Here is a 26327-nt window from a genome sequence, read left to right as displayed (position 1 = left end):
TCCTGGACTGGAGAGGCCCGATGAGCGATATCGATTTGCGCTTGCGTGAGGATGTGCACCTTTTGGGAGAGCTGCTTGGCGAAACCATCCGCCAGCAGCATGGCGATGCGTTCCTCGACAAGATCGAGGCGATCCGCCACAGCGCCAAGGCCGACCGCCTCGGCGAGGGCGAGCAATTGAGCTCGACCCTGGACGACCTGGCCGAAGAAGACCTGCTGCCGGTGGCGCGGGCCTTCAACCAGTTCCTGAACCTGGCCAACATCGCCGAGCAGTACCAGCTGATCCGCCGCCGCGATGCCGGCCAGCCCGAGCCGTTCGAAGACCGCGCGCTGCCTGAACTGCTGGCGCGGCTCAAGGCGGCCGGGCACGGCAACGACACCCTGGCGCGCCAGCTGGCGCGGCTGGACATCCAGCTGGTGCTCACCGCCCACCCCACCGAAGTGGCACGCCGCACGCTGATCCAGAAGTACGACGCCATCGCCGCGCAGTTGGCCGCGCAGGACCACCGCGACCTGCTGCCCGCCGAACGCCAGCAGGTGCGCGAGCGTCTGCGCCGGCTGATCGCCGAGGCCTGGCACACTGAAGAAATCCGCCGCACCCGGCCCACCCCGGTGGACGAGGCCAAGTGGGGCTTTGCGGTGATCGAGCATTCACTGTGGCAGGCCATCCCCAGCCACCTACGCAAGGTTGACGCCGCGCTGTTCGAAGCCACCGGCCTGCGGTTGCCGCTGGAAGCCGCGCCGGTGCGCTTCGCTTCGTGGATGGGCGGCGACCGTGACGGCAACCCCAATGTCACCGCCGCAGTAACCCGCGAGGTATTGCTGCTGGCGCGCTGGATGGCGGCCGACCTGTTCCTGCGCGATATCGACTACCTGGCCGCGGAGCTTTCGATGCAGGCCGCCAGCGCTGCGCTGCGCGAGCAGGTGGGCGACGACAGCGCAGAGCCCTATCGCGCGCTGCTCAAGCAACTGCGCGACCGCCTGCGCGCCACCCGCGCCTGGGCCCATGCCTCGCTGGCAGCGCCTCAGCCGGCCAGCGCTGCGGTGCTGGTAAACAACCGCGAACTGATCGCGCCCCTGGAGCTGTGCTACCAGTCGCTGCATGAGTGCGGCATGGGCGTGATCGCCGACGGCCCGTTGCTCGACTGCCTGCGCCGCGCGGTAACCTTTGGCCTGTTCCTGGTGCGCCTGGACGTGCGCCAGGATTCCACCCGCCACCGCGATGCCTTGTCGGAGATCACCGACTACCTGGGCCTGGGGCGCTACGCCGACTGGGATGAAGAACGTCGCATCAGCTTCCTGCAGGCCGAGCTGAAAAACCGCCGGCCATTGCTGCCCGGGCATTTCAAGCCCCAGGCCGACACCGCTGAGGTGCTCGCCACCTGCCGTGAAATCGCTGCCGCCCCGGCGGCCTCCCTGGGCTCTTATGTGATTTCCATGGCCGGCGCCGCCTCGGACGTGCTGGCGGTGCAACTGCTGCTCAAAGAGGCCGGGCTGACCCGGCCGATGCGCGTGGTGCCGCTATTCGAAACCCTCGCCGACCTGGACAACGCAGGCCCGGTGATGGAGCGCCTGCTCGGTTTGCCGGGCTATCGCGCCGGCCTGCATGGCCCGCAAGAGGTGATGATCGGCTATTCCGACTCGGCCAAGGATGCCGGCACCACTGCCGCCGCCTGGGCCCAGTACCGCGCCCAGGAAAACCTGGTGCGCATCTGCCGCGAGCACCAGGTCGAGCTGCTGTTGTTCCATGGCCGTGGCGGCACCGTTGGCCGTGGCGGCGGCCCGGCCCATGCGGCGATCTTGTCGCAGCCGCCGGGGTCGGTGGCCGGGCGTTTCCGTACCACCGAGCAGGGCGAGATGATCCGCTTCAAGTTCGGCCTGCCGGGCATCGCCGAGCAAAACCTCAACCTGTACCTGGCTGCTGTGCTAGAGGCCACCTTGCTGCCGCCACCGCCGCCGGAGCCGGCCTGGCGCGAAGTGATGGACCAGCTGGCCGCCGACGGGGTCAAGGCTTACCGCGACGTGGTGCGCGAAAACCCGGATTTCGTCGAGTACTTCCGCCAGTCCACCCCCGAGCAGGAGCTCGGCCGCCTGCCCCTGGGCAGCCGCCCGGCCAAGCGCCGCGCCGGTGGTATCGAAAGCCTGCGGGCGATCCCGTGGATCTTTGGTTGGACCCAGACGCGCCTGATGCTGCCGGCATGGTTGGGTTGGGAGACGGCACTGAACAACGCGCTGGCGCGCGGGCAGGGTGAGTTGCTGGCGCAGATGCGCGAGCAGTGGCCGTTTTTCAGGACCCGCATCGACATGCTCGAGATGGTGCTGGCCAAGGCCGATGCGCAAATTGCCGAGGCCTACGACCAACGTCTAGTGCAACCGCCGCTGTTGCCATTGGGTGCGCAGCTGCGCGACCTATTGTCGCAGTCATGCCGGGTGGTGCTGGGCCTGACCGGGCAGCCGGTGCTACTGGCGCACAGCCCCGAGACCCTGGAATTCATCCGCCTGCGCAACACCTACCTGGACCCGCTGCACCGCCTGCAGGCCGAGCTGCTGGCCCGTTCGCGCAGCCGCGAAGCCGCTCTGGACAGCCCGTTGGAGCAGGCCTTGCTGGTGAGCGTGGCAGGCATCGCGGCGGGCCTGCGCAACACCGGCTGACGCCTTTGCCGCCTGCCCCTGGCCGGTGCGCCCATGGCGCCCGGGCAGGGGCAGGGCGCCTGGTTGCGACGGGCGCAACCGCCACCCGGGCAGGCTGCGCCGGACCCTTTGTTGCCACTTTGGGACGCTTGTCGGGGGGGCGGGCGCTGTGTATCTTGAGCAGCCTTCTGACCGATTTGACGGTCTCGTCCGATTTTCCGGAGTTGGCCTTGTGCGCCGAATCCGTTGATTTGCATAAAAAAATATGAGGAGCACAAGATGCGCGTAATTCTGCTGGGAGCTCCCGGGGCCGGTAAAGGTACTCAGGCTAAGTTCATCACCGAGAAGTTCGGTATTCCACAGATCTCCACCGGTGACATGCTGCGTGCCGCCGTCAAGGCCGGTACCCCGCTGGGCCTGGAACTGAAAAAAGTCATGGACGCCGGCCAGCTGGTCTCCGACGACCTGATCATCAGCCTGGTGAAGGAGCGCATCGCCCAGCCAGACTGCGCCAATGGCTGCCTGTTCGACGGCTTCCCGCGTACCATCCCGCAAGCTGAAGCCATGGTCGCCGCCGGTGTCGACATCGACGCCGTGGTTGAAATTGCCGTGGACGACGAAGAGATCGTCGGCCGCATGGCTGGCCGCCGCGTGCACCTGGCTTCCGGCCGCACCTACCACATCCAGTACAATCCGCCGAAGGTTGAAGGCAAGGATGATGTCACCGGTGAAGAGCTGATCCAGCGCGACGACGACAAGGAAGAGACCGTGCGCCACCGCCTGTCGGTCTACCACAGCCAGACCAAGCCGCTGGTGGACTTCTACCAGAAGCTGTCGGCCGCCAACGCCGGCAAGCCGAAGTACAGCCACATCGAAGGTGTCGGTTCGGTCGAGTCGATCACCGCCAAGGTGTTGGCAGCCCTGAGCTGATCCACGCTCCCTGCACCACGACGGCCCGCTTGCGGGCCGTTGTTGTTTCTGGCTGAGCGTTTCGGGATGGGTTTGTGTGGGAACTGTTGTGCTGATGATCTGGAAGCGAGCGTGACTGCTGTGGGAAGCGGCCTTGTGTCGCGATGGGCTGCGAAGCAGTCCCGACGATTTTGCATGAGGTTGAGATCCTGGGGCTGCTTCGCAGCCCATCGCGACACAAGGCCGCTTCCCACAGGACGCGTGCCGGCCTTCAGATGATTGGCAAGGCAGCCCCCGCACTGACCGCTCCCCACTAAGGGCCCGCTGCTCTATACTTGCCCGCTCTTTTGCCCCTGGATACCCGTTCGATGACCACCCTGCTGGCCCTGGATACCGCCACCGAAGCCTGTTCCGTCGCCCTGCTGCATGACGGCAAGGTGACCAGCCACTACGAGGTGATCCCGCGCATGCACGCGCAGAAGCTGCTGCCGATGATCAAGCAGCTGCTGGCCGACTCCGGCGTGGCCATGAGCGCGCTGGATGCCATCGCCTTCGGCCGTGGCCCGGGCGCCTTCACCGGCGTGCGCATTGCCATCGGCGTGGTCCAGGGCCTGGCCTTTGCCCTCGAGCGCCCGGTACTGCCCACCTCCAACCTGGCAGCCCTGGCCCAGGGCGCCCTGCGCCGCCACGGGGTACAGCAGGTGGCTGCGGCCATCGATGCTCGCATGGATGAGGTGTATTGGGGCTGCTACCGCGCCGAACAGGGCGAGATGCGCCTGATCGGCCAGGAAGCAGTAATTGCACCGGAGCGGGTGGCCCTGCCAGACGGCCTGGGCGGCGACTGGTACGGTGCCGGCACCGGCTGGGGCCTGGCCGAGCGCCTGGCGGTGCAACTGGCCAGCAGCGACCCGAGCGCCTTGCCCGACGCCCAGGACATCCTCAGCCTGGCGCGCTTTGCCTGGGCCCGTGGCGAGGCAGTCGCCGCCGAACAAGCGCAACCGGTTTACCTGCGCGATAATGTGGCAACCCCCAAGGCGCGCTGAAGGCAGCAGTTCGTCGGCTATTGCCGTTCGAAATAAACCTTTTGTGTGAACTGTGGTCCAGTTATCGTTCGGGCATTAGCGATGGAATCCTGATGCTGCTAAATTGCCATCATTGATCCTGAGTGCCCATGCCATGCGTATCGACGGCTTCTCCTCATCCAGCTACCCCATCAAGCGCACGCCACGCAAGGCGAATGTGCGGGACGAAGCTGTAGAAGAAGAGGCCGAAGTCGTCGATGACGCCGATGCGCAGTTCAACCGCACCAACCGCCGCAAAAGCGACCTGCCGGCCCGCCAGCAGGACATGATCTTCCCCCGCGCCCGTGACCGGCGCACCTCCACCGCCCTGGCCAGCTACCTGACCACCGCAGGCTTTACCGATTGGGACATGGAAGTGCTGGGGCTGGACCTGTACATTTGACGGATGATTGCGTCCCCCCTGCCTTATTTTCTCGGTTGCCCGTCCTGGAGCGAAAACGCCTGGCGCGAGTACCTTTACCCCGCCGACGCCCGCACGGGTGACATGCTTGGGCTGTACAGCCAGGTGTTCAACGCCGTCGAGGGCAATACCACGTTCTATGCCCGCCCCGCGCCCGCCACGGTAGAACGCTGGGCGCGCATCATGCCGGCGGGCTTTCGCTTTACTGCCAAGTTCCCCGGTGACGTCAGCCACGTCGATGACCTGCGCGCGCAGCTGGACTCAGCCCAGGACTTCACCCGTCTGATGGCACCGCTGGGTGAGCGTGTGGCGCCGTACTGGCTGCAACTGCCGGCGCAGTTCGGGCCATCGCGGTTGGGGGAACTCGCCTGTTTCATCGACGAGATCGGCGTGCCGGTGGCGGTGGAGGTGCGCAACGAGGCCTTCTTCGCCAAGGGCCAGGACGAGCGCCAGCTCAACCGCCTGCTGCACGAGCGCGGGGTCGAGCGCATCTGCCTGGACCCGCGGGCCTTGTTCAGTTGCACCTCGCGTGAGCCCGGCGTACTTCACGCCCAAGCCAAAAAGCCCAAGGTACCGCCACGCCCGTGCGCGTTCAGCCAGCACCCGCAGGTGCGATTCATTGGCCACCCGGAGCTTGAGGCCAACGAAAGCTTTCTCACACCGTGGGTGGAGAAGGTCGGGGCCTGGATCGAGGAGGGCCGCAGCCCCTACGTATTCCTGCACACCAGCGATAACCGCCTGGCCGCAGCGCTGGCCCGGCGTTTTCACCAACGCCTGATGGCGCGCCTGCCTGGGTTGGCGCCGCTGGTGGAATTGCCACGGGCGCCCGAGGTCGAACAACTGGGCCTACTCTGACCACTCACACCCCCTGCCGGAGGTTGAACCATGGATGTGCAAACCCTGCGAGCCGAAGCCTTCAAGGCACTGCACGAGCGCGATGGGGCGTTCGTCATCCCCAACCCCTGGGATGCAGGTTCTGCCAAGTTGCTTGCCGGCCTTGGCTTCGAAGCCCTGGCCACCACCAGCGCGGGGCTGGCGTTCAGCCTGGGGCGGCCTGATGCCGAGGGCGCGCTGAGCCTGGACGAAACGCTGGATAACGCCGGCATCATCGTCGATGCCACGCCGCTGCCGGTGGCAGCGGACCTTGAAAACGGCTTTGGCGACCTGCCCGAAGACTGCGCCCAGACCATCCTGCGCGCCGCCGAGGCGGGGCTGGTGGGCGGCTCGATCGAGGACGCCAGCGGGCGCAGCGACGCGCCGATCTACGATTTCGAGCTGTCGGTGGCGCGGGTGCGTGCGGCGGTGCAGGCGGCGCGCAGCCTGCCATTCCCCTTCACCCTGTGCGCCCGCGCAGAAAACCTGCTGCACGGCCGGCTGGACCTGGACGACACCATTGTGCGCCTGCAAGCCTATGCCGAGGCGGGCGCCGATGTGCTGTACGCCCCGGGGCTGCGCAGCGTCGATGAAATTCGCGCGGTGGTACAGGCGGTAGCGCCCAAGCCTGTCAACGTGCTGATGGGCCTGGCGGGCGTGCCGCTGAGCGTGAACCAGCTGCAGGACCTGGGCGTGAAGCGCATCAGCGTGGGGTCTTCCCTGGCCCGCGCCGCGCTGGGCGCCTTCGAGCGTGCGGCGCTGGAGATCCGCGATCAGGGCACGTTCGGCTACGGTGAACAGGCCCTGCCGTTTGCGCGTCTCAATGACCTGTTCCGTCGCTGAGGCTGCATGCGCGTAGCTTTAGCGCTGCTGGCCGGCCTGCTGGCTATGGCGGGCCTGGCCTGGCACCAGGGCTGGCGCCTGCCGGATGCCTGGAACCCTTGGGCAGTGCTGGATGTGCACCAGCCGCCGAACCTGCTCACCCCGTGGAAGCTGTCGCGCCTGCGTGATGACCCTGAGCTGTGCCGCCAGGCCTTGCAGGCCTCGGCCCTGCGCGTGCGCCAGCAAGCCGACAGCCCGGCCAGTGCCGATTGCCCGTTGCACAACGTATGGCGCATCGAGGGCGGCCAGGCGCGGCTGAGCAGCAGTTTCCTCGCCAGCTGCCCGCTGGCGGTGGCCTATGCGCTGTTCGAGGTGCACGGCCTGCAGCCGGCGGCGCAACGGGTGTTCGGCCAGCCGGTGGCGCAGGTCGATCACCTCGGCAGTTTTGCCTGCCGCAACGTCTACCACCGCAAGCAGGGGCGTCTGAGCCAGCACGCCACGGCCAATGCCCTGGATATCAGCGGTTTTCGCCTGAAGGATGGCCAGCGCATCGTGCTGGCGCGTGACTGGCAGGGGGAGGGCGACAAGGCGCGTTTTTTACGTGAGGTGCGTGACGGCGCCTGCGACAGTTTCAGCACGGTTTTGGGGCCGGACTACAACGCAGCCCATCACAACCATTTTCACTTCGATATGGGCTTCTGGCAGGTCTGCCGCTGAACTTACGCGTGCACGCGCACGTTGTTCAGCACCACCGGGCGCGCCCAGTGGGTGTCGAATTCCAGGTCGTTCTGCTGCTTGGCCAGGGTGGCCTCATCGAACGGCTCGGGGGCCGGGTCGAGCAGGTTGCGCTCAAGCTCGGCAATCGGCAGGAACAGCGGGCGGGTTGCCGGCGCCGGGCCAGGCTCATCAGCAGGGTGGCCCTGGCTCATCACCACCGGGCGCAGCCAGCTGTTGCTGATGTCGAGCTGGCGCTGCTGTTCGATCAGTTCGAGGGCGCTGAACGGCTCGGGGGCGGGGGGCAGCAGCTTGGCTTCAAGCTCGGCCTTGGGCAGGAACAGCGGCTCGGGCGGGGCAACGATGGTGTCCTGCACCGGCAGGGCGCGCTGGATCTCGATCAGGGCCAGGGCCTTGGCGCCGCCGATCGGCTCGCCGCTTTGCTGGTCGTACTGCACCAGTGCCTGGCTGACGCTGTCGACCTCGGGCTCTTGCTGCTCGGCCATGGCGCGGGCGAAGAAATCCTGCCACAGGTGGCTGACGCCACCCAGTGCCTGGGTATTCTGTCGACCGTAGTTGCCGACAGGCGACAGGTAGGTCAAGCCAAGGGGAAGAGTGTCTGACATGGCAGTCGCGCGCGTTGTGCTCTGGCAGAATAGCGGGATATTCGCTGTATCGGCCGTGGCCGGGCTTTCATTAATTTTTTCGAGTGCGGTAACCGATGGCAGAGCAAGGGCAGGGCGCAGGTATCAGGGTCGAGGCGCTGGGCGCGCAATTTGAGCAGCAGGCACAGGCCTGGGCTGAACGCCTGGGCTTGCCGCTGGTTGACGATATGGCCGAATTTGCCGTGCAGTTTGGCCCCGATGGCTTGCAGATCCAGCAACTTGGCCCGCAGGCGCCGGGGCCGGTGCGGGTCGACTTTGTTGAAGGCCAGGCGGCGCACCGGCGCCAGTTCGGCGGTGGCAACGGGCAGATGATCGCCAAGGCGGTAGGTATCGCTCAAGGCGTGCGGCCGCAGGTACTGGATGCCACGGCAGGGCTGGGCAAGGATGCGTTCGTGCTGGCAAGCCTCGGCTGCCAGATGACCCTGATCGAGCGCCAGCCGTTGATTGCCGCGCTGCTGGAAGACGGCCTGGCGCGGGCCCGGGTGGATGAAGAAGTCGGGCCGATTGTCGGGCGCATGCGCCTGTTGACCGGCAACGCCATCGAGCGCATGCGTGCCTGGGAGGGTGAGGCGCCGCAGGTGATCTACCTCGACCCGATGTTCCCGCACCGTGACAAGAGCGCGTTGGTGAAAAAGGAGATGCGGGTGTTTCGGCCTTTGGTGGGTGATGACCTGGATGCCCCGGCGCTGCTCGAAGCCGCGCTGGCCCTGGCCAGTCACCGGGTAGTGGTCAAACGCCCGCGCAAGGCGCCGATCATCGATGGGCCCAAGCCCAGCCATAGCCTGGAAGGCAAGTCGAGCCGCTATGACATCTACCCGAAGAAGGCCTTGAAAGCCTGACTGTAAGTGGCCAGGGACGCGGTGCCTGGCACCGGCTGCGCCGGTGTTCGCGGCTAAAGCCCCCACGGGTACGGTGTCTGTTTCGGGCTTCGTCGCTCCTGTGGGAGCGGGCTTGCCCGCGAAGATGGCGACGCGGTGCCCGGCACCGGCAAGCCCGGCTCCTACAGGTGCAGCGTTTGCCTGGGACTTTGCCCAAGCCCCGCAATGTTTTACGGCCGAAACGCCCGCATGAACACGCCCACCACTTCCTGCACATGGGCCTCGGCCTCATCGCCCTGCAGCGGCCCCGCAAAACCCAGCAACAAGCGGTAGTCCGGCGCGCCCTTGACCAGGCAGAAGAAGTGCTCGGCGGCATGCAGCGGATTTGCAATGCGCAGCATGCCCTGCTCGTCGATCTGGCGCAGCAGCGCCTCCATCCCCGCCAACACCCGCTTGGGCCCGGCTTCGTAGAAGTACTGGCCAAAACTTGGGTCCTGGCTGCCCAGGGCCATGATCAGGCGGCTGAGTTTGACCGCTTCGTCACTGCTGATCAGTGCCTGAAAGCCTCGGGCGATGTTCAGCAGCACCTCGTGCACCGGCACCCCTTCGGGGTATTCGAAGATCAGGTCCGGCAGTTGCATCTGGCAGGTGGCCATGACCGCAGCGCCGAACAGCGTCTGCTTGTCGGTGAAGTGGCTGTACACGGTGAGCTTCGAAACACCTGCCGCCGCAGCGACTGCATCCATGCTGGTGTTGGCATAGCCAAGGCTGAGGAACAGCGACTTGGCGGCCTCGAGGATGGCCTCGCGCTTGGCCAGGTCCTTTGGCCGGCCTGGGCCGATGGGTGCGTCGTTGGACATGGGTAACCGTTGTGCCTGTGAAAAGGGGGCAGTTTACCGGGTCGCGGCGCATCCGGGGGCTGGCATACGTCGCAATGCAATCATGAATTCATCAATTTTCCCCCAAAACTAGAATTCAGGCATAGCCAAATCAACGGGTTAGCTCTTGATTTTTCACCGATCTCAGAATTTTAATCCATCAAAACCTGGATGTATTAAAAGAACAGTGCACTAATTACTAGATGTGTCACGAGTTTACCAGTAGTAGTTGGAGTATGCTCGCTTTCGGGTATCATGATTTTTACCAGGTGCACTTAGTGTCTGATGATGATATTGCTGAAGGGGGGCTAAAATTAGGGGGGCGAGGAGTAAAGCGATACTGGATGGTAATTTACGGGTGTTATTTTAATCGACGGACAACTGTTTTTTGACGATTTCATAATATTCAGCACACCCCCTGACTAGCCATTGCATTTGGATGAATCTCGATTAGTGTAGATATAAATACATTTGTTGTTGAGATGCCTACATTATCGAATGGTTGCTGTTGATCCTTGGTCTACCCACGGCGAACGCTACCGAGCGGATGCGCGCTTGGAGAACCCTGAAGGCTTCTGGTGCCGCAGTTCTGCGGGATGGTGTATACCTGCTGCCTGGCAAAAGCGTGGGCCGTGAAGCGTTTGAAGCCGTGGAGAGAGATGTGCTGGCCATCAACGGAACGGCATTTCTGCTGTCACTGCCTGAGCACGAGGAACGCTTCAGCGGGCTATTCGACAGAAGCGATGAGTACGCCAAGCTGCTGGAGGAAATTGCAGGCTGGCGGGCTGACCTATCCCCGGATAATGCGCTGCAGATAGCCCGGCAAGTGCGCAAGCTCAGGAAGGCCTTCGGCCAGTTGGCGGCGATCGACTTCTTCCCAGGCGTGCTCAAGGCTCAAGCCGATTCTGCCCTGCAGGAGCTTGAGACCGCGATTAGCTGTGCTCTGTCCTCCGATGAGCCAAGTTCACACGATGAGGCCATAACCCAGCTGGAGCGCAGCGAATACCAAGGTCGCCGATGGGCAACGCGAAAGCGCCCATGGGTGGACCGGTTGGCAAGTGCCTGGCTGATCCGTCGCTTCATCGATCCCGACGCCCGATTCATTTGGTTGGACAGTCCCAGTGACTGCCCAAGCGATGCGCTCGGCTTCGATTTTGATGGGGCCAGATTCAGCCACGTAGGCCAGCGGGTGTCCTTCGAAACCCTCATTGAGAGTTTTGCCGTTCAGCAGCCAGGCCTGGCACGCCTGGCTGGTGTCATCCACTACCTGGATGTAGGAGGCTACCAACCTCCCGAAGCATCAGGTATCGAGCGTGTCCTCGCCGGCATGAGAGAGAGCATTGGCGATGACGATCAACTGAGCATGGTCGCCGGAGGCATCTTCGATGGTCTGCTGACGGCTTTTGCAAGTGAGGAAGCCTAAAAATGGTTGATACCACCTCCGCAGTGAGTGAACAGCCGCCATCGCAAGCGACCCGGCAGCCGATCGGTCTCTATGAAGCCTTCCTGTTCTGGCTCAAGTTAGGCTTCATCAGCTTTGGCGGGCCCGCTGGGCAGATCTCGATCATGCACCAGGAGTTGGTCGAGCGTCGCCGCTGGATCAGTGAGAAGCGGTTTCTGCACGCCTTGAACTATTGCATGTTGCTGCCTGGCCCCGAGGCTCAGCAGCTCGCCACTTACATCGGCTGGCTCATGCATCGCAGCTGGGGCGGGGTGATTGCCGGCGTATTGTTCGTGCTGCCTTCGCTATTCATCCTTATCGGGTTGTCCTGGGTCTACGTCGCCTTTGGCGAAGTACCGGTGGTCGCGGGAGTCTTCTATGGCATCAAGCCGGCGGTCACGGCCATTGTCGTCCACGCCGCCCACCGGATTGGTTCACGCGCTCTGAAGAATGGCTGGCTGTGGGCCATGGCCGGAGCCTCGTTCGTAGCCATCTTCGCCCTCAACGTGCCGTTCCCACTGATCGTGCTAGGGGCTGGCGTCATCGGCTATGTGGGGGGGCGCTTTGCGCCAGGCAAGTTTGTGATCGGCGGCGGTCATGGGGCCGCGAAAAACAGCTATGGCCCGGCTTTGATCGATGACGACACCCCACCCCCTGAGCATGCCCGTTTCAACTGGGGGCATCTGGTGTGCCTGCTGCTGGTCGGTGCAGGGCTCTGGGCCCTGCCCATGGGGCTGTTGACGCTATCGTTTGGCTGGGATGGAACCCTGACGCAAATGGGCTGGTTCTTCACCAAGGCCGCGCTGATGACCTTTGGCGGTGCGTATGCTGTGCTGCCCTATGTCTACCAGGGCGCTGTCGGGCACTACGGGTGGCTGACGCCAACCCAGATGATCGATGGCCTCGCCTTGGGGGAAACCACGCCAGGGCCACTGATAATGGTGGTTGCCTTCGTCGGCTTCGTCGGTGGCTACGTGCAACCGATGTTCGGTGCCGAATACCCATTCCTTGCCGGCGCGGTCGCGGCGAGCCTCGTCACCTGGTTCACCTTCTTGCCGTCGTTCCTGTTCATCCTCGCCGGTGGCCCGCTGGTGGAATCGACCCATAACGAGATGAAATTCACTGCATCTCTGATGGGGATCACGGCCGCAGTAGTAGGCGTGATCCTCAACCTCGCGATGTTCTTTGGCTACCACGTGCTTTGGCCGAAGGGCTTTAGCGGGGCGTTTGACTGGCCATCTGCGGGGATCGCGGTTGCAGCAGCAGTTGCCTTGTTCCGCTTCAAGCGCGGTGTGATACAGGTGCTGTTTGCCTGTGCACTGGCCGGCCTGGCAGTTCACATGCTGCGTGTATGAAGCCAGAGGATATGCCCGGAAGGTCGACACTTCGTGTCGGTCGCGGCTTCTGCTAGCGACGTCCACAGGCGACCCCATCGAGGCGGCTGAGGCGGCCGGAGATCAGGCTACTGCCCAAGCGTGCCGCTCGATTCTGAAAGAAGAAGTCGCCATGGCCGAATGGCTGAAAGAGCATCTTCCGGAGATTACCCGTGCCTTCCTGGCCCGGTCGGCCGACCCTGATGCTGAAGCCAAGCGTTAAGGCTTAGCCCCGCGCCGGGTCCATTTGGCGCGGGCGCCTCTCACTGCCCGCTATTGACCTTGCCTAACTCCGCACCGGTCAGAGGCTGGGCCTCTGGGTTCGACTGGGTGCGATTCTTCATCGCCTCGGCTACAGCTGTAGCCTTTTCATCAAGTTCAACGCTAGTGTCCTGTCTCGGAAATAACTTAACCCACTTGAGCTACGCTTCGTTGGTCAGCCACAAAGAGGAGTGGAGCCGTGAACTCTCAAGCCATTGTGCTCAGTGACGATGAGCAGGTTGAGTTGAGCCGGCGGGTTCGCTCGGCGACCATCAGCCAGCGCGACGGTCGCCGAGCGCGTGTAATCTTGCTGGCTGCTCAAGGTCATTCACGTAACGAAATCGCTGAATTGACCGGCCTCTCCGTTGTTTCGATCACCCGCTGGTGCAAGCGTTTTCAAGCCCAGCGCCTACAAGGCTTAGTGGATTTGCCTGGGCGAGGACGCAAAACTTCCTTACCTGCCGAAGCTTTGAAACGAACGCTTGAGCAGGTCACTCAACCACGCATTGGCCAACCTCGTTGGAGCTGCCGCAGCATGGCGCGAGTCGCCGGTATTTCGCCTGCCAGCGTCCAACGAATTTGGGCCGCGAACGACATCAAACCGCACCTGACTCGCACCTTCAAACTGTCCAATGACCCGCATTTCGAAGAGAGATTCTGGGACGTCATTGGACTGTATCTGGCGCCACCGGATAAAGCGCTGGTGCTCTGCTGCGATGAAAAGAGCCAGGTTCAAGCCTTGCAACGCACGCAACCAGGCTTGCCATTGGGCATTGGCCACATCCGCACACAGACCCATGACTACGTTCGTCACGGCACGCTAACGCTGTTCGCGGCCATGGATTACCTCCAGGGTCGGCTGATCAGCAGCATCGAAACACAGCACCGGCATCAGGAGTGGCTGGCTTTCCTGAAAAAGATCAACCGGGAAACACCCAAGAACCTGCAATTGCACTTGATCGTGGATAACTACGCCACGCACAAGCATCCGGTCGTCAAGGAATGGCTCAAACGTCATCCACGATTTCATCTGCACTTCACCCCGACCTCAAGCTCCTGGATGAACATGGTTGAACGCTTTTTCCGGGACATCACCGTCTACCTGCGCGATGGCAGCTTTAGTTCGACACGCGAACTGGCTAGCCCCATCACCGCGTTCTTGGCGCTGCACAACGCTCAGCCCTGCCGGTACGTCTGGAACGCGAAAGGTGAAGACATCTTGCGCAAGATCCAGAGTGCCCGAGACGCGATGGCAGGCGCGATGAAAAAGAACGTTTTATCTGAGACGGGACACTAGCATGGGGGGTTAATAAAGCCCGTCAAAGAGCTTTCCAACAGAAGCGTTCAAACGTGAGGGCGAGCGCGTAAGTCGACGTGATGAGAACCGGCATTTAGTTATTTGCGCCAATTTCCTGCTAGTCCCCATTTCTGGTTAAGCGCCTTGCCTGAATTGATTGCATGGCGCTTATTCCTCAAGGAATCGACAATCCTCTTCAACGCTAGATGGTCGGAGGCGGCTTCGACTTCCCCTCACTCTGAAACAGTGGCCACTGGCAGGCGAAGGGTAAAGGTGGTGCCGGATTCAAGATTGGAGGTGACGGTGATATCGCCGCCATGGGCCTCTGTGATCTCCCGGACGATGAACAATCCTAATCCTACTGAGCGCACCGCGTCACTGCGGTCGCTGGCACGAGTCATTGGTTCAAAAAGGTCCGGAATCAATGATTCCGGTATGCATGGGCCATGGTTGTGTACCGAAATGATCGCAATGCCGTCAGCCACGTCGCAGGTCACGGTGATGGGGTGTGCCAGATCGCCATAGGCCACGCTATTGGCCACCAAGTTGCCAATCATTTGCTGTAGCCGGTCGGGGTCCACATCCGCCTGCGCTGTACTCCTAGCCAGATGGCGAATGCGGGCATGGCCAAAGGCGACCCGCAATTCGCTGACACTTTGCTCAATGACCATCTGCAGTTCGACTGGGCGGCGGTTGATGCCGATACCTTGGCCAATCCGCACCGAGGCGAAGTCGAGCAGGTCCGCGATCATGCGCTGTGCGCGCTCGGAGGAGTTGCTGATACTGCTTAAAAGCCGCCGTTCCTTGTCCCTACGCTCGCTTCGCTCGAGCAACTGGGTTGCCATGCGAATCGCCGTCAGCGGGTTTTTAAGGTCGTGGCTAGCGATGGCTACCATCTGTTCGGCGAATGCCGCGCGGCGCTCGGCGTTTTTATAAGCGGCTGCCAACTCGGCCTTGGCCTGCTGCAATTCCGTCTCGGCGTGAGTTTTCTGTGTAAGCACTTCTTCGGCACGCCGCCGCGCGGCTAGAATTTCGCGTTCATAACGATCGCGTTCAACAGTGCCGAACAATGCCAATTCGTAGCAGTGACCGCTGGCATATTCACGTCGCACGCCATTGAGCAACATGGTGATGACGTTGCCGTCGCGATGCAGCAGGTCGAGCTTCACCTCCGCGACCGAGCCCTGCATTCGCATTAGCGGCGCCCAGTGGGTCTGGTGGAAGATCCTCCCGCCGATAGTCAGCAGATCCTGGAAGCGCCGCTCCAAAAGCGCGGCCTGGTCTTGGCCCAGCCAATCACAGAAGGTTTGATTACTGCGCAGGATGGAGCCATCTTCAGTGGTGACCACCAACCCGCAAGGGGCGTGCTCGAACAGCATATCGGCATCGGGCGGCACCCTATCCATGCGCGCAACTCCACGGAACCAGGAACTCGTCCATGGCCGTCGAGCAGGCGCTAGGAGCACTCATGTGTGGACAGTGGCCAAAATTGTCGATCAGCCATAGTCGGCTATTGGGCAGCATGCTGTGCAAGTACTCCCCGACCGCAACTGGCGCAATCAGATCGTCGCTCGATTGTAGGATCAGCGTCGGGGTATGCAGGCCCTTTATGTCCTGGCGGTTGTCTGAGAGGAAGGTGACCCGGGCAAAATGCTGGGCAATTTGAGGGTCTGTACGGCAGAAGCTGTTGGTCAATTCCTCAGCGAGTGCCGGCTGCCCGGGGGCGCCCATTATCACGGGTGCCATAGTGCTCGACCAGCCGAGGTAGTTGCTATCCAGGGTGTCCAGCAGCGAGTGAATGTCCTGCTCTTTGAAGCCGCCGATGTAGTTGTCTGAGTCAATGTAGCAAGGCGAGGGGCCAACCATCACATGGGCGGCGATGCGACCAGGTAGTTGGCGATCTGCGAGGACGCCGATCATGGCGCTGACAGAGTGGCCAACAAGAATGACTGGTCCGGCTGCGAACTCGCTAACGATGTCATTGAGGTCCTGTGCGTAACCCCAGAGCGAGTCATACTTTTCCCGATCATAAGCGTTGAGATCAGACTGACCTGCACCGACCAGGTCGTAGGTGATCAGACGAAATCGCTCCTGAAAATGCGGAAGCAAGAACTTCCACATCGACTGGTCGCAACCAAAGCCGTGGGAGAAGACCAGAGTGGCATTGCCGCTGCCCGAAAGGTGAACGTTGTTACGCTGTTGGAGGCTCATACCGGTTCCATGTTCAGCAGCGACTTGAGGCGATGTTCAGGATGATTTTCAAGCGACAAGCATAGGCGAAGCGAGTACGAATCGACTCACTGTTGAGGGCAAAGTTTCAAAGATGGGGCTCAGCCGGGAGCAACCTGCCCTTGAATGTTGTCCAGATTTGAAGAGCCAGACGCAATATTCGAGGAGATTACCGTGACCGACCAGAAGGCGCGCGTCAGCAACCAGGCCTCAGGCGATATATCCGGCTTGCCTCATGACATGTTCTTCGCTGCCGTGCAAACCACTCGGATGCCGATGATCGTCACCGACCCCAAACGTGACGACAACCCGATCATTTTTGCCAACAAGGCATTTCTGGAAATGACCGGTTATGCAATTGACGAGATCTTGGGTCGAAACTGTCGATTCCTGCAGGGACCCGAAACCGAGCGGTCAGTGGTGGACAGTCTACGTGAGGCCATCGAGCAGCGTGTCGATATCGCCACGGAGATTCTTAATTATCGTAAGGACGGCTCCAGCTTCTGGAACGCGCTCTTCATGTCGCCGATCTTCAACGAACGAGGTGAGTTGATCTATTACTTTGCCTCCCAGCTTGATGTCAGCCGACGCCGGGATGCTGAGGACGCCCTGCGCCAAGCCCAGAAAATGGAGGCACTGGGGCAGCTAACCGGCGGAATCGCCCACGACTTCAACAACCTGCTCCAAGTCATGGGCGGATACTTGGGCTTGATCGCCCGTGAGGCCGATAAGGCTGAAGCGGACTTGAATCGTGTTCGCCGCAGTGTCGGGCACGCGCAATCAGCGGTGGAGCGTGCCAGTACCCTGACCAAGCAGCTGCTGGCATTCGCCCGTAAGCAGAAGCTACATGGACGTGTGCTCAATTTGAACAACCTGATCGACGACGTAAGGCCGATCATTGAGCGCACGTTTGGCGCAGATGTGACGGTAGAGTTCGACTTCGATTCCCAGCTTCGTAACTGCCGTATCGACGCGACACAGGCAGAAGTGGCATTGCTGAATATATTCATCAACGCTAGAGATGCCCTTATAGGTCGCAAACGCCCGCACGTTTTCATTGAAACACGCAATGTCCAGATCACGGATTTGAGTCTCTCGTTCGATGGGTTACTGCCGGGCAATTACGTGAGTATTTCCATCACTGACAACGGTGTCGGAATGCCAGCGGGTATTCGTGATCGGGTGATGGATCCCTTTTTCACCACAAAGGAAGAAGGAAAAGGCTCGGGGCTGGGGCTGTCCATGGTGTACGGATTTGCCCGCCAGTCTGGAGGCGCGGCGCGGATTTACACTGAAGAGGGAGAAGGTACCACGTTGCGTCTTTACTTCCCGGTAGATGAAGCCAAAGTGGCGCAGCAGCTACATCTGAAAGTACCTGAGCGCAGCGCCGGCAGTGAGCGCATCCTGATCGTTGAAGATAGGCCGGATGTGGCCGAGCTCGCTAAGATGGTGCTGGAAGACTACGGCTATGCGGCTGATATGGTGCTCAATGCCAGGGAAGCCTTGAAGCTAATTCAGGCTGGGGAGCGCTATGACTTGCTGTTCACCGACTTGATCATGCCGGGTGGCATGAATGGTGTGATGCTTGCCCGGGAAGTGCGGCGGCTACAGCCCAGGATCAAAGTGTTGTTGACGACAGGGTACGCAGAGAGTGCGATCGAACGGACTGACATTGGCGGCTCCGAATTTGAGGTCATTTCCAAACCTTGCCAGCCGCATGACCTGGCTCGCCGGGTGAGGCAGGTGCTGGATGGCCCGACCGGGGTGGTGTGACAGAGCATTGGGTCGTAAGCGCCGTGTTGGGCTTTCAGGATTGGCTTAGTCTCAACCCGAGTGAAGGTGTTGGGTGAGTCCGCTGACATGGGTGTCACGCTTCAAGCTATACCCTTTAGGGATTGAGCAACCTGTTCGCAGCGTGTGTTCGCTACTACAGAATCTACTCAACTTTGCCAAACTTCGTGGGATCGATCGGCATGGCTTGAAATTCTGGCCCGTGACCGGCAATTCGCCATTTGACGTTGCCAAGGCCGTAGCGCTCCGCCTGGGGTTTGCTGACCTTCTTGATCTTGTGTTGGCCAAACCGCGGAATGATGCCGATTCCTGCGTCACAACTTGCCCAGTGCCAAGCCTCTGCATTATCCATTCGCTCCAGACGAATGATGAATGTCCGGAAATCCCCATGAAGCTCGTATTCAATGACGTACAGTTGCGGTCCATTCATCAGCTTGCCCTCCCAGTTGGTTACCCAAACATGGAGGCGCTGCGCCGCAAAAAAATTCAATCCAAATGGCTTGGTGACAAACCCGTTTTGACCGGTCTTTACGAACTTTACAGATTACCCCGGAAGCGCCGTTGGTCAGTAGCGGTGAGCTATGGGCTACTAGCATGGATCTATCGAACGATGGTTATCCATCCTCGACAGCATGCGCATTTCAGGCCCGCCCAGTGCGGGCTTTTTTTAGGTGTGCGGCGGTAACTACCCACTCGTCCAAGCTATCGGCCTTACCAGGTGCGAGACTTCCAGAGGGGATCCCCATCACTGGAAGATGGGTACTGTTCGTAGTCACACTCAAGGAGAACTTGCTCGACTGGCTGTGCGATGTCAACGCGCTGCTCACGAGGACTTCTTCCGGCTATGGCGCCAAGGAAGTTGCGCAAGTCAGCGACTGGGCCAAGCGTTCTACAACCACTTCAACCTCCAAAAGCTCGCCGGTCAGGCCCGATTGCACGGCCTCTATGAGGCCGACGGGGAGAGCGCTTCAGGCTTGATTTCAAGGCTTTTCCACCTCCACCGAGTGGCAGCAATCGACCCAGGCTGCCATTCAAAACTTGTTCAAAGTTTTGACTTCCTAAGCGTAGGGGGCAACACCTAGATGGAGCCCCACCTAATCCTCTCGAAAGAATCTGTACCCGTTTTCTCTCAAAAGCTCTACTAGAGCCGCCGCCGCCACCCTGCATCCCAGCTACCTTTGCGAAGGCGTTCTTGGTGAGGCTCAGCGTAGCTCTGGAAGTGAAAGGAGCTTTGTATGGAAGGCCACAACAGAGCAGCGTCTGCCTCAGCTTTTTGTCTAGCGAGGCGAGCGTCATCCGTGGTTGCAGCCATCTTGCTTCGCTTCTTCCAACCGCAATATTCCCAGACGTTATGCCGGAAATCCCGCAACGATTCATCACCTTTGCTGTGTAGCCATGTCATGAGCAGATAGTTCTCGATCGCAGATCGAGTCAGGACCGCCCCGAGGAGTGATCGATAAAGCTGTGCGAGGGAATGACTTGGTTCCGGAAGGGCGAAGGCTCCAGCAAGGAACGTACAGAGCACATATGCCGAAACAGCTTCTTCGCCAGGTCATGCTGGCTGAACATCCAAGCTGGCGTATGGGCAGTGGGAACGTGCTGTTTTGCTTGGGTAGTGATCATGTCAGCGATCAACGCAATCAGCGCATCAAATTCTCGTTCCAATTCTTGAGCGCGCCGGTATTGCATTCTCATCCTTCTCCCATCGTAGCGCCGGATGGTTCGAGTTTAACCCCACATCCATGCTCGCTTACTTTCGACGATCGCAGTCTTAGGTGAAGCAGTGACGAGGCAGGCCCAATTGAGCTACGAGTCGGCAATTGATTGGTCTTGCTTGGGCGGATCACCCTCTGTCGGAAGCAAGAGAGCCCACAGCGATTTTCGAAGTGGGCTTAATTCTATACAGGATGTTAAGCCTCAATCGTATCGCCCCTGATGTCCAGGAGCTGCCCGTCAGGCTGGAGTATGGACGGCGCATCAGTTGTCAGAACAGCCATTCCCCACAATGCGGTACTCCATGATATGCCGCTTGCCTTTGGAGTCGTCGTAAGTCAGCTGCATCGGCACAACTTCGCAGACATTGGGCACCGGCGTCACAGCCACAACGTGCGCGATATCCAGGTTCTGAGAGTAGCGGTAGGGCTCAATCGTAATTTGTGCAGTTTGAGTACCTTGGTCATCGGCCAGAGCAACAGAACCAAGGCAGCCTAGGAACAAAACGAGTAACAGTTTCATGGTAATCACCTGTAGTGAGGGCGTAAGAAGGCCTGAGCACCCAATCGGCGCTCAGTCGTCATAAATGTTGGGGATGGCCCGGCGCAGCAGGGCGCCGGGCTGAGCTACATCAGAAGGGTTTGGTAGGCAGGTACTTGCCGTCCAGGGTGATCACAGCACGGTGGCCACCGTCCGGATCTTCTACCTTCTTGATGTCCAGCTTGAAGTTGATGGCACTGATGATGCCGTCGCCGAACTTCTCGTGGACCAGCGCTTTGAGGGTGGTTCCATACACCGACATCATTTCGTAGAAGCGGTAGATGGTGGGGTCGCTCGGCACGCCGTCGAAGAAGCTGCCGCGGATCGGCATCGATTGCAGCAGCGCGACTTGATCAGCATCGAGGTCGAGCTTCTCGCCGACGACCTTCGCGGCGCTTTCAGGCAGCGGATGTTGGCCAAGCAAGGCAGCGGTGACAAAGGCCTCGGACAGGCCGGTACCGTCAACGATTTGCGCAAAGGACAGGTCCTTGCGAGCCTTGGCCAGAATGATCACTTCAGTCAGTTCTTGGCGAGCGGTGCGGGTGGCTTGAGTCTGGATCATGGTGAATCTCCTGGGTAAGTAAAGGTACAGGTACAGGTTTCAGGCGACGTGCCTGGCTTGCTGGGAAACGGCGTGGACTTCTGGGTTTTCCGCGAGAGATACGAAGGTGCCGGTACTGCCATCAAACGCGTCGATACGTCCGGTCTCGATGTCATAGATCCAGCCATGCAGAGTCACACGGCCTTCTTCGAGAGCCAGGCGAACGGACGGGTGGGTCTGGATGTTGGCCAGTTGCGCAATCACGTTCTCGCGCACCATGGAGGCGACTTTGCTGGGCTTATCCACGTGATGACGGGCCTCATTAACGACCTTGGCCGAGTCGGCGTACCGCAACCAGCCGGCCACGGCGGGCATGTGGTCCAGGCATTTGCAGGTGGCGATGGCAGTCATCGCGCCGCAGTCGGAGTGGCCGCAGATCACGATGTCCGCAACGTTAAGTCCGGCGACCGCGTATTCGACCGAAGCCGAAACACCACCCGGCTCTGGCCCGTACGACGGCACGATATTGCCGGCGTTGCGGATTACAAACAGATCGCCTGGCTCCCGTTGGGTGACCAGCTCAGGCACCAGTCGGCTATCAGAGCAGGAGATGAAGAGAGCCTTTGGCGCCTGCTGGTTAGCAAGGTCCTTGAACAGTTTGACCCGCTCAGGAAAGGCGTTTTTTTGAAACTTCAGAAATCCGTCGATGATCGCTTTCATGGTTGCTGTCTCAATGTCGCTGGGTGTGAGACAAAGATTAAGCAGTGCATGGCATAAGGTAAAAGTCTCATTTATTATGATCTGGATCAGATTATCTTATGGGTTTCGACATGCTCGCTCGACACATCCAGTACTTCCTAGCCGTTGCGGAACATCTCAGTTTCACGAAGGCTGCAGCGGCGCTGCATGTCTCTCAGCCGGCCCTTTCTCAGCAAGTAAGGCAGTTGGAAGAGAGCCTAGGAGCCCAGTTGTTTGATCGATCAGGCCGCACGACGCGTTTGACTGACGCGGGGGATGTCTATCTTCTCTATGCGCGCCGTGCGTATCAGGAATTGCAGGAAGCCAGAAGGGCTATACATGATGTCAGCGACCTCAGCCGTGGCTCATTGCGTGTTGCCGTAACGCCGACGTTCACGACCTATCTAGTGGGGCCGCTGATCGAGGCATTTCACTTCAGGTACCCCAAGATCACCGTCAACCTGAAAGAGATCTCCCAGGAGCGTATTGAGGAGCTGCTGTTGGCGGGAGAGTTGGACGTAGGGATCGCATTCGATGAAATACATGCACCTGACATCGAAGCCATCCCCTTGCTGAACGAAACACTCGCTCTGGTTATGAACCGCAGACACCGCCTGGCCGAGGAACACTCCATTACCTCGCACGGCCTGAGCGCTGAGTCTTTAGTCTTGCTCAGCACTGAGTTTGCCACTCGCGAGCAAATCGACCGTTACTGCCGCAAATATGAGATTCGCCCTAAGGTGCAGATGGAGGCCAATGCCCTAGGCGCAGTGATCGAGATCGTTCGCCGGACGAATCTCTCCACCTTATTGCCTGCCAGAATTGCATTGGCCCATGACGACCTGGTGGCCATCACGTTGGAGCCGGAGCGCTTGGAGCGACGGGCCGTTCTAATGCGGCGCAAAGACGCCTTTCTGAGCGCGGCGGTGCGCGTCTTCATCGAGCTGGCTAAAGAAGTATCCAGCGATCTTGATCAGTGAGGGTTTGCGCGACCGCAGGATGAGTGTGTGCAACAGGGCCTCAGGGAGAGGGAAAGTGCAACGACGATGGCCTACTCGGCCGACGAAGCGCAGATTGGAAGGAGAGGAAAGCCCCCTATTGGCTTTCTGGCTGCAGACGGCGCACTGGTGTGTATCACAAACCGCAACAGGGATGACGAATCGCTTCTGAACGAAAAAACCTGATCCTTTAAGTCAAAAGGATCAGGTTGGCGGTGACTTACAGGCCGAGCTCGGTCAAACCTGGGTGGTCATCCGGACGGCGACCCAGTGGCCAGTGGAACTTACGCTCGCTTTCCTTGATAGGCATGTCGTTTACGCAGGCGAAGCGGCGGTGCATGAGACCATCAGCTTCAAATTCCCAGTTCTCGTTGCCGTAGGAGCGGAACCAGTTACCGGAATCATCATGCCACTCGTATGCGTAACGGACGGCGATACGGTTATCGGTAAAGGCCCAGAGCTCTTTGATCAGGCGATAATCCAGCTCTTTTTTCCACTTGCGGGTAAGGAACCCTTTAGCTTCTTCGCGGTGGGTAGCAAACTCAGCGCGGTTACGCCATTTGGTATCCAGCGTGTAGGCGAGCGAAACTTTCTCCGCGTCACGGGTGTTCCAACCATCTTCTGCCAGTCGGACTTTTTCAATCGCCGTTTCGCGAGTGAAAGGAGGAAGTGGTGGGCGAGTTTGGGTATCGGACATGGTGGTGCCTCCAGGTGAGTTGGATAATTGAGTAAAACAGCGCCATTAAATCTCAGGCCTATAGCAAGGCCGCTTGAATATCAATGTGTGAAAGTTGAATCGCGCTGCCCGTGACAGCATTAAAATTAAATTCTATTGCCACACCTTGATTGAAGCGCTCGCAATTAATAGAGAGGCTACAGGTACAGGCGTACGTATCCTCGGAATTTTGTTTCCGTGGAGTATCATAACTCTTAGTGGAGCCATGCTTATGCTGGAAGCGTTCGTACTCTACCTGCAGTGGCGGCAATCGAATTTAAATTTCATTCTGCCTAGCCGAGCACTCGGAGTTCGAAAGAATTTACAGGGTTGCCGGAGTTACAGCCCCAACTCAGTCAGGCCCGGATGATCATCTGGGCGGCGGCCCAGCGGCCAGTGGAATTTGCGCTCGCTTTCCTTGATAGGCATGTCGTTTACGCAGGCGAAGCGGCGGTGCATGAGACCATCAGCTTCAAATTCCCAGTTCTCGTTGCCATAGGAGCGGAACCAGTTACCGGAATCATCATGCCACTCGTACGCGTAACGGACGGCGATCCGGTTATCGGTAAACGCCCAAAGCTCTTTGACCAGACGGTAATTCAGCTCTTTTTTCCACTTACGGGTGAGGAAGCCTTTGGCCTCTTCACGGTTGGTAGCAAACTCGGCGCGGTTACGCCATTTGGTATCCACCGTGTAGGCGAGCGAGACTTTCTCCGCGTCGCGGCTGTTCCAGCCATCTTCAGCCAGTCGGACCTTTTCAATCGCCGTTTCGCGAGTAAAAGGAGGAAGTGGCGGGCGAGTTTGGGCATTGGACATGGTAGTGACTCCAGTCTAGTTGGATAGATAAGTATGAGTCGTATCTCTGAAGCTCAAGCTTTAAGGCGTGAGCTCTTTCAGCAACATCCGCGCAACTTCCTTTGCGTTATCAGCAGCGTGATAATCACCCATGACACGCGCCGTGGTGATTGCGCCTTCCATCAAAATAAATAACTGCCTGGCTAAGACCAACGGTTGCTCGGTGTTCAATTGCTCAGTCAGTTCAAGCGTATAGTCTAAGAGCTTTTGCTTGTGCAACTTGGCGATCTGGCGGATAGGGTCATCGGGGTCCCCTACCTCACCTGCCGTGTTAATGAACGCACAGCCGCGGAAACCATCCGCCTCAAACCAGCTTTTCAAAACAGTAAACATACCCAGTACGCGATCATACGGCGTAGCTGCTTTGTCGCATTCAGTTCTGAACCATTGCATCCAGCGTACGTCGCGGGCGCTCAAGGCCGCAGCCGCGACATCATCTTTGGTGGCGAAGTGGTTGTAGATACCCTTCCTTGAAACGCCGGAGGTCTTCACCAGTAGATCCATGCCCGTGGCATGAATCCCGTTTTCGTAGATGAGTTTCTCGGCGGTGGCCAGGATCTGGGCTCTGTGATCTATCGTTGGTCTGCTCATGGGTTCAATGTAGAACGATCGTTCTCCCTGGTCAAGCACCATCAAATTATTTTTTCGATCAAAAAAACGAACCCCAGTGATAGACAGCTTCGGGTCGTCAGCCACGACCGCACTTAGATGGGTAGGGCAGCTCCAAGGCGAGCAATCTGCGCGGTGGTGACGAGGGTTCGGTCTCTCAGATCGTGCGATGCACCATTGCGGTGCGAAAATTCTGTTTTTCAATGAACCGATTCTCAAACCAAGTGAAAACCCACGGAATTTTCTCCAGCGAAGCGCTTCCCGGCGTCGTTCGGCTGACTTAGTATACTCGCCAGTATAAATATTCGCCGCGTCCTCTGCCGAAGGTCTTCCATCATGTTGCGTCGTGCGCTGTCGTTCACCTTGCCCGCTGCCCTCGTGCTGCTTACCGCCTGCGGCCAGGAGGCCGCGCCACCTGCTGCACTGCGCCCGGCGCTGGTGGTCCAGCCCCAGCCGGCGGGGGCTTCGGCCGACAGCTACCCCGGCGAAGTGCGTGCGCGTTTCGAGCCTGAACTTGCGTTTCGCATCAACGGCAAGGTGAGCAAGCGCCTGGTGGAGGAGGGCCAGCGGGTCAAGGCCGAGCAGCCGCTGGCCGAGCTCGACCCGCAGGACGTACGCCTGCAGCTTGAGGCCAACCGCGCCCAGTTGGCCGCCGCCGAGGCGAATCTTGCGCTGGTGCGCGCTGAGCGCGACCGCTACCAGAAGCTGCTCGACCGGCAGATGGTCAGCCACTCGCAGTTCGACAACGCCGAAAACCTGTTCCGCGCAGGCCAGGCCCGCCTCAAGCAGGCCAAGGCCGAGTTCGAGGTGGCCGGCAACCAGGCCGATTACGCCGTGCTGCGCGCACCCCAGGCCGGGGTGATCGCCAAGCGCCAGGTGGAAACCGGCCAAGTGGTGGCGGCCGGGCAGACCGTATTCACCCTGGCCGCCGACGGTGAGCGCGAGGTGGCCATCGGCCTGCCAGAGCAGCAATTCGCCCGCTTTGCCGTGGGCCAGCCAGTCAGCGTGGAGTTGTGGTCGCACCCCAACCAACGCTTCGAGGCACGTATCCGCGAGCTGTCGCCAGCCGCGGACCCACGTTCGCGCACTTTCGCCGCGCGTATTGCCTTCACCGGCAAGGCGCCGGCCGAGCTGGGCCAGAGCGCCCGGGTATTCATCGCCCATGCCGAGCATGCGCCGCTGGCGGTGCCGCTGTCGGCGGTCAGCGCCGAGGGCGGGCAAACCTATGTTTGGCGGGTGGGCAAGGACAACCGCCTGGAGCGCGCTGCCGTACGCCTGGGCCCTTATGGCGCCGACAGCGTGCCGGTACTTGAGGGCCTGAACGCAAGCGACTGGGTGGTGGCCGCCGGGGGCCATGTGCTGCGCGAAGGCCAGCAGGTACGCCCGGTGGACCGCAGCAACCGTGACGTAGACCTGGCGGCCAAGGAGTAAGTCA

Annotated in this window: 25 protein-coding genes and 1 pseudogene; 15 read left to right on the top strand and 11 right to left on the bottom strand. The window is 60.3% G+C overall.

Features of this window, described 5'->3' with window-relative positions; all coding sequences use genetic code 11:
• Positions 1 to 20 precede the first annotated feature (20 nt).
• The 7 genes from ppc to KSS93_RS23710 all read left to right on the top strand — a co-directional run bounded on the left by ppc (position 21) and on the right by KSS93_RS23710 (position 7433).
• Positions 21 to 2651: a phosphoenolpyruvate carboxylase gene (gene ppc / locus KSS93_RS23740; protein WP_217886228.1), complete on the top strand. Its 2631-nt coding sequence runs from the start codon at positions 21 to 23 to the stop codon at positions 2649 to 2651.
• Positions 2652 to 2909: 258 nt separating this feature from the next.
• Complete coding sequence (adk, locus tag KSS93_RS23735; protein ID WP_217840000.1) at positions 2910 to 3560, top strand: adenylate kinase; 651 nt, start codon at positions 2910 to 2912, stop codon at positions 3558 to 3560.
• Positions 3561 to 3907: 347 nt separating this feature from the next.
• Complete coding sequence (gene tsaB, locus KSS93_RS23730) at positions 3908 to 4582, top strand: tRNA (adenosine(37)-N6)-threonylcarbamoyltransferase complex dimerization subunit type 1 TsaB (RefSeq protein ID WP_217886227.1); 675 nt, start codon at positions 3908 to 3910, stop codon at positions 4580 to 4582.
• 133 nt (positions 4583 to 4715) lie between these two features.
• Positions 4716 to 5003: a hypothetical protein gene (locus KSS93_RS23725; RefSeq protein ID WP_217888796.1), complete on the top strand. Its 288-nt coding sequence runs from the start codon at positions 4716 to 4718 to the stop codon at positions 5001 to 5003.
• Positions 5004 to 5006: 3 nt separating this feature from the next.
• Positions 5007 to 5876 carry a DUF72 domain-containing protein gene (locus KSS93_RS23720; protein ID WP_217886226.1) on the top strand — a complete coding sequence of 290 codons (870 nt, stop codon included), beginning with the start codon at positions 5007 to 5009 and terminating at the stop codon, positions 5874 to 5876.
• A gap of 30 nt (positions 5877 to 5906) precedes the next feature.
• Positions 5907 to 6737, top strand: a complete 831-nt coding sequence (locus KSS93_RS23715; protein WP_217886225.1) for an isocitrate lyase/PEP mutase family protein — start codon at positions 5907 to 5909, stop codon at positions 6735 to 6737.
• Positions 6738 to 6743: 6 nt separating this feature from the next.
• Positions 6744 to 7433 carry an extensin-like domain-containing protein gene (locus tag KSS93_RS23710; RefSeq protein WP_217886224.1) on the top strand — a complete coding sequence of 230 codons (690 nt, stop codon included), beginning with the start codon at positions 6744 to 6746 and terminating at the stop codon, positions 7431 to 7433.
• A 2-nt stretch (positions 7434 to 7435) separates the two neighbouring features.
• Here the strand turns inward: KSS93_RS23710 and KSS93_RS23705 are convergent, their stop codons facing one another.
• Positions 7436 to 8056, bottom strand: a complete 621-nt coding sequence (locus KSS93_RS23705; RefSeq protein ID WP_217886223.1) for an energy transducer TonB — start codon at positions 8054 to 8056, stop codon at positions 7436 to 7438.
• A 95-nt stretch (positions 8057 to 8151) separates the two neighbouring features.
• Here KSS93_RS23705 and KSS93_RS23700 point away from each other — a divergent pair, with 95 nt between their 5' ends.
• Positions 8152 to 8934, top strand: a complete 783-nt coding sequence (locus KSS93_RS23700; protein WP_217886222.1) for a class I SAM-dependent methyltransferase — start codon at positions 8152 to 8154, stop codon at positions 8932 to 8934.
• Between the two features lie 209 nt (positions 8935 to 9143).
• On the opposite strand, the gene KSS93_RS23695 is transcribed toward KSS93_RS23700, so the two are convergent.
• Positions 9144 to 9773 (bottom strand): TetR/AcrR family transcriptional regulator, encoded by a 630-nt coding sequence (locus KSS93_RS23695; protein WP_217886221.1) that lies wholly within the window; start codon positions 9771 to 9773, stop codon positions 9144 to 9146.
• Positions 9774 to 10281: 508 nt separating this feature from the next.
• Between KSS93_RS23695 and KSS93_RS23690 the strand changes: the two genes are divergently transcribed.
• From KSS93_RS23690 to KSS93_RS23675, 4 genes and pseudogenes are all read left to right on the top strand, one after another.
• The gene (locus KSS93_RS23690) at positions 10282 to 11214 is read left to right on the top strand and encodes a chromate resistance protein ChrB domain-containing protein (RefSeq protein ID WP_217888795.1); all 933 of its coding nucleotides are present in this window, start codon (positions 10282 to 10284) and stop codon (positions 11212 to 11214) included.
• A 2-nt stretch (positions 11215 to 11216) separates the two neighbouring features.
• The gene (chrA, locus tag KSS93_RS23685) at positions 11217 to 12587 is read left to right on the top strand and encodes a chromate efflux transporter (RefSeq protein WP_217886220.1); all 1371 of its coding nucleotides are present in this window, start codon (positions 11217 to 11219) and stop codon (positions 12585 to 12587) included.
• A gap of 76 nt (positions 12588 to 12663) precedes the next feature.
• Positions 12664 to 12828, top strand: a pseudogene (locus tag KSS93_RS23680) (DUF892 family protein); the annotation flags it as partial.
• Between the two features lie 237 nt (positions 12829 to 13065).
• Positions 13066 to 14163, top strand: a complete 1098-nt coding sequence (locus tag KSS93_RS23675) for an IS630 family transposase (RefSeq protein WP_217886219.1) — start codon at positions 13066 to 13068, stop codon at positions 14161 to 14163.
• 233 nt (positions 14164 to 14396) lie between these two features.
• Here KSS93_RS23675 and KSS93_RS23670 read toward each other — a convergent pair whose 3' ends face one another.
• Both KSS93_RS23670 and KSS93_RS23665 read right to left on the bottom strand, forming a co-directional pair.
• Positions 14397 to 15569, bottom strand: a complete 1173-nt coding sequence (locus KSS93_RS23670) for a PAS domain-containing sensor histidine kinase (protein WP_217886218.1) — start codon at positions 15567 to 15569, stop codon at positions 14397 to 14399.
• Positions 15562 to 16374 carry an alpha/beta fold hydrolase gene (locus KSS93_RS23665; RefSeq protein ID WP_217886217.1) on the bottom strand — a complete coding sequence of 271 codons (813 nt, stop codon included), beginning with the start codon at positions 16372 to 16374 and terminating at the stop codon, positions 15562 to 15564. Before KSS93_RS23665 ends, KSS93_RS23670 begins: the two co-directional genes overlap by 8 nt.
• Before the next feature lie 192 nt (positions 16375 to 16566).
• On the opposite strand from KSS93_RS23665, the gene KSS93_RS23660 reads away from it, so the two are divergent.
• Complete coding sequence (locus KSS93_RS23660; protein WP_217886216.1) at positions 16567 to 18165, top strand: histidine kinase famiy protein; 1599 nt, start codon at positions 16567 to 16569, stop codon at positions 18163 to 18165.
• A 163-nt stretch (positions 18166 to 18328) separates the two neighbouring features.
• On the opposite strand, the gene KSS93_RS23655 is transcribed toward KSS93_RS23660, so the two are convergent.
• The 4 genes from KSS93_RS23655 to KSS93_RS23640 all read right to left on the bottom strand — a co-directional run bounded on the left by KSS93_RS23655 (position 18329) and on the right by KSS93_RS23640 (position 21697).
• Positions 18329 to 18613, bottom strand: coding sequence for a DUF6555 family protein (locus KSS93_RS23655; protein ID WP_217886215.1), 285 nt, complete (start codon positions 18611 to 18613; stop codon positions 18329 to 18331).
• A 1547-nt stretch (positions 18614 to 20160) separates the two neighbouring features.
• Positions 20161 to 20418 carry a DUF2790 domain-containing protein gene (locus KSS93_RS23650; RefSeq protein ID WP_217886214.1) on the bottom strand — a complete coding sequence of 86 codons (258 nt, stop codon included), beginning with the start codon at positions 20416 to 20418 and terminating at the stop codon, positions 20161 to 20163.
• A 109-nt stretch (positions 20419 to 20527) separates the two neighbouring features.
• Complete coding sequence (cynS, locus tag KSS93_RS23645; RefSeq protein WP_085622528.1) at positions 20528 to 20998, bottom strand: cyanase; 471 nt, start codon at positions 20996 to 20998, stop codon at positions 20528 to 20530.
• Positions 20999 to 21037: 39 nt separating this feature from the next.
• A complete protein-coding gene (locus KSS93_RS23640) occupies positions 21038 to 21697 on the bottom strand; it encodes a carbonic anhydrase (RefSeq protein ID WP_090313438.1) in 660 nt (219 codons plus the stop codon).
• A gap of 110 nt (positions 21698 to 21807) precedes the next feature.
• Between KSS93_RS23640 and cynR the strand changes: the two genes are divergently transcribed.
• Positions 21808 to 22695 carry a transcriptional regulator CynR gene (gene cynR, locus KSS93_RS23635; protein ID WP_217888794.1) on the top strand — a complete coding sequence of 296 codons (888 nt, stop codon included), beginning with the start codon at positions 21808 to 21810 and terminating at the stop codon, positions 22693 to 22695.
• Between the two features lie 238 nt (positions 22696 to 22933).
• Here cynR and KSS93_RS23630 read toward each other — a convergent pair whose 3' ends face one another.
• The 3 genes from KSS93_RS23630 to KSS93_RS23620 form a co-directional block, all read right to left on the bottom strand.
• Positions 22934 to 23410, bottom strand: coding sequence for a nuclear transport factor 2 family protein (locus KSS93_RS23630; protein ID WP_217886213.1), 477 nt, complete (start codon positions 23408 to 23410; stop codon positions 22934 to 22936).
• Positions 23411 to 23767: 357 nt separating this feature from the next.
• Positions 23768 to 24244, bottom strand: a complete 477-nt coding sequence (locus KSS93_RS23625) for a nuclear transport factor 2 family protein (RefSeq protein WP_217886212.1) — start codon at positions 24242 to 24244, stop codon at positions 23768 to 23770.
• Between the two features lie 60 nt (positions 24245 to 24304).
• Positions 24305 to 24874: a TetR/AcrR family transcriptional regulator gene (locus KSS93_RS23620; protein WP_217888793.1), complete on the bottom strand. Its 570-nt coding sequence runs from the start codon at positions 24872 to 24874 to the stop codon at positions 24305 to 24307.
• Between the two features lie 354 nt (positions 24875 to 25228).
• Here KSS93_RS23620 and KSS93_RS23615 point away from each other — a divergent pair, with 354 nt between their 5' ends.
• Complete coding sequence (locus KSS93_RS23615) at positions 25229 to 26323, top strand: efflux RND transporter periplasmic adaptor subunit (protein WP_217886211.1); 1095 nt, start codon at positions 25229 to 25231, stop codon at positions 26321 to 26323.
• Positions 26324 to 26327: the final 4 nt, after the last annotated feature.

The sequence above is a fragment of the Pseudomonas xanthosomatis genome (assembly GCF_019139835.1).
Classification (GTDB): Bacteria; Pseudomonadota; Gammaproteobacteria; order Pseudomonadales; family Pseudomonadaceae; genus Aquipseudomonas; species Aquipseudomonas fakonensis.
Note: the sequence above shows the minus strand (reverse complement) of the source record. Positions and strands in the feature narration are given on the sequence as shown.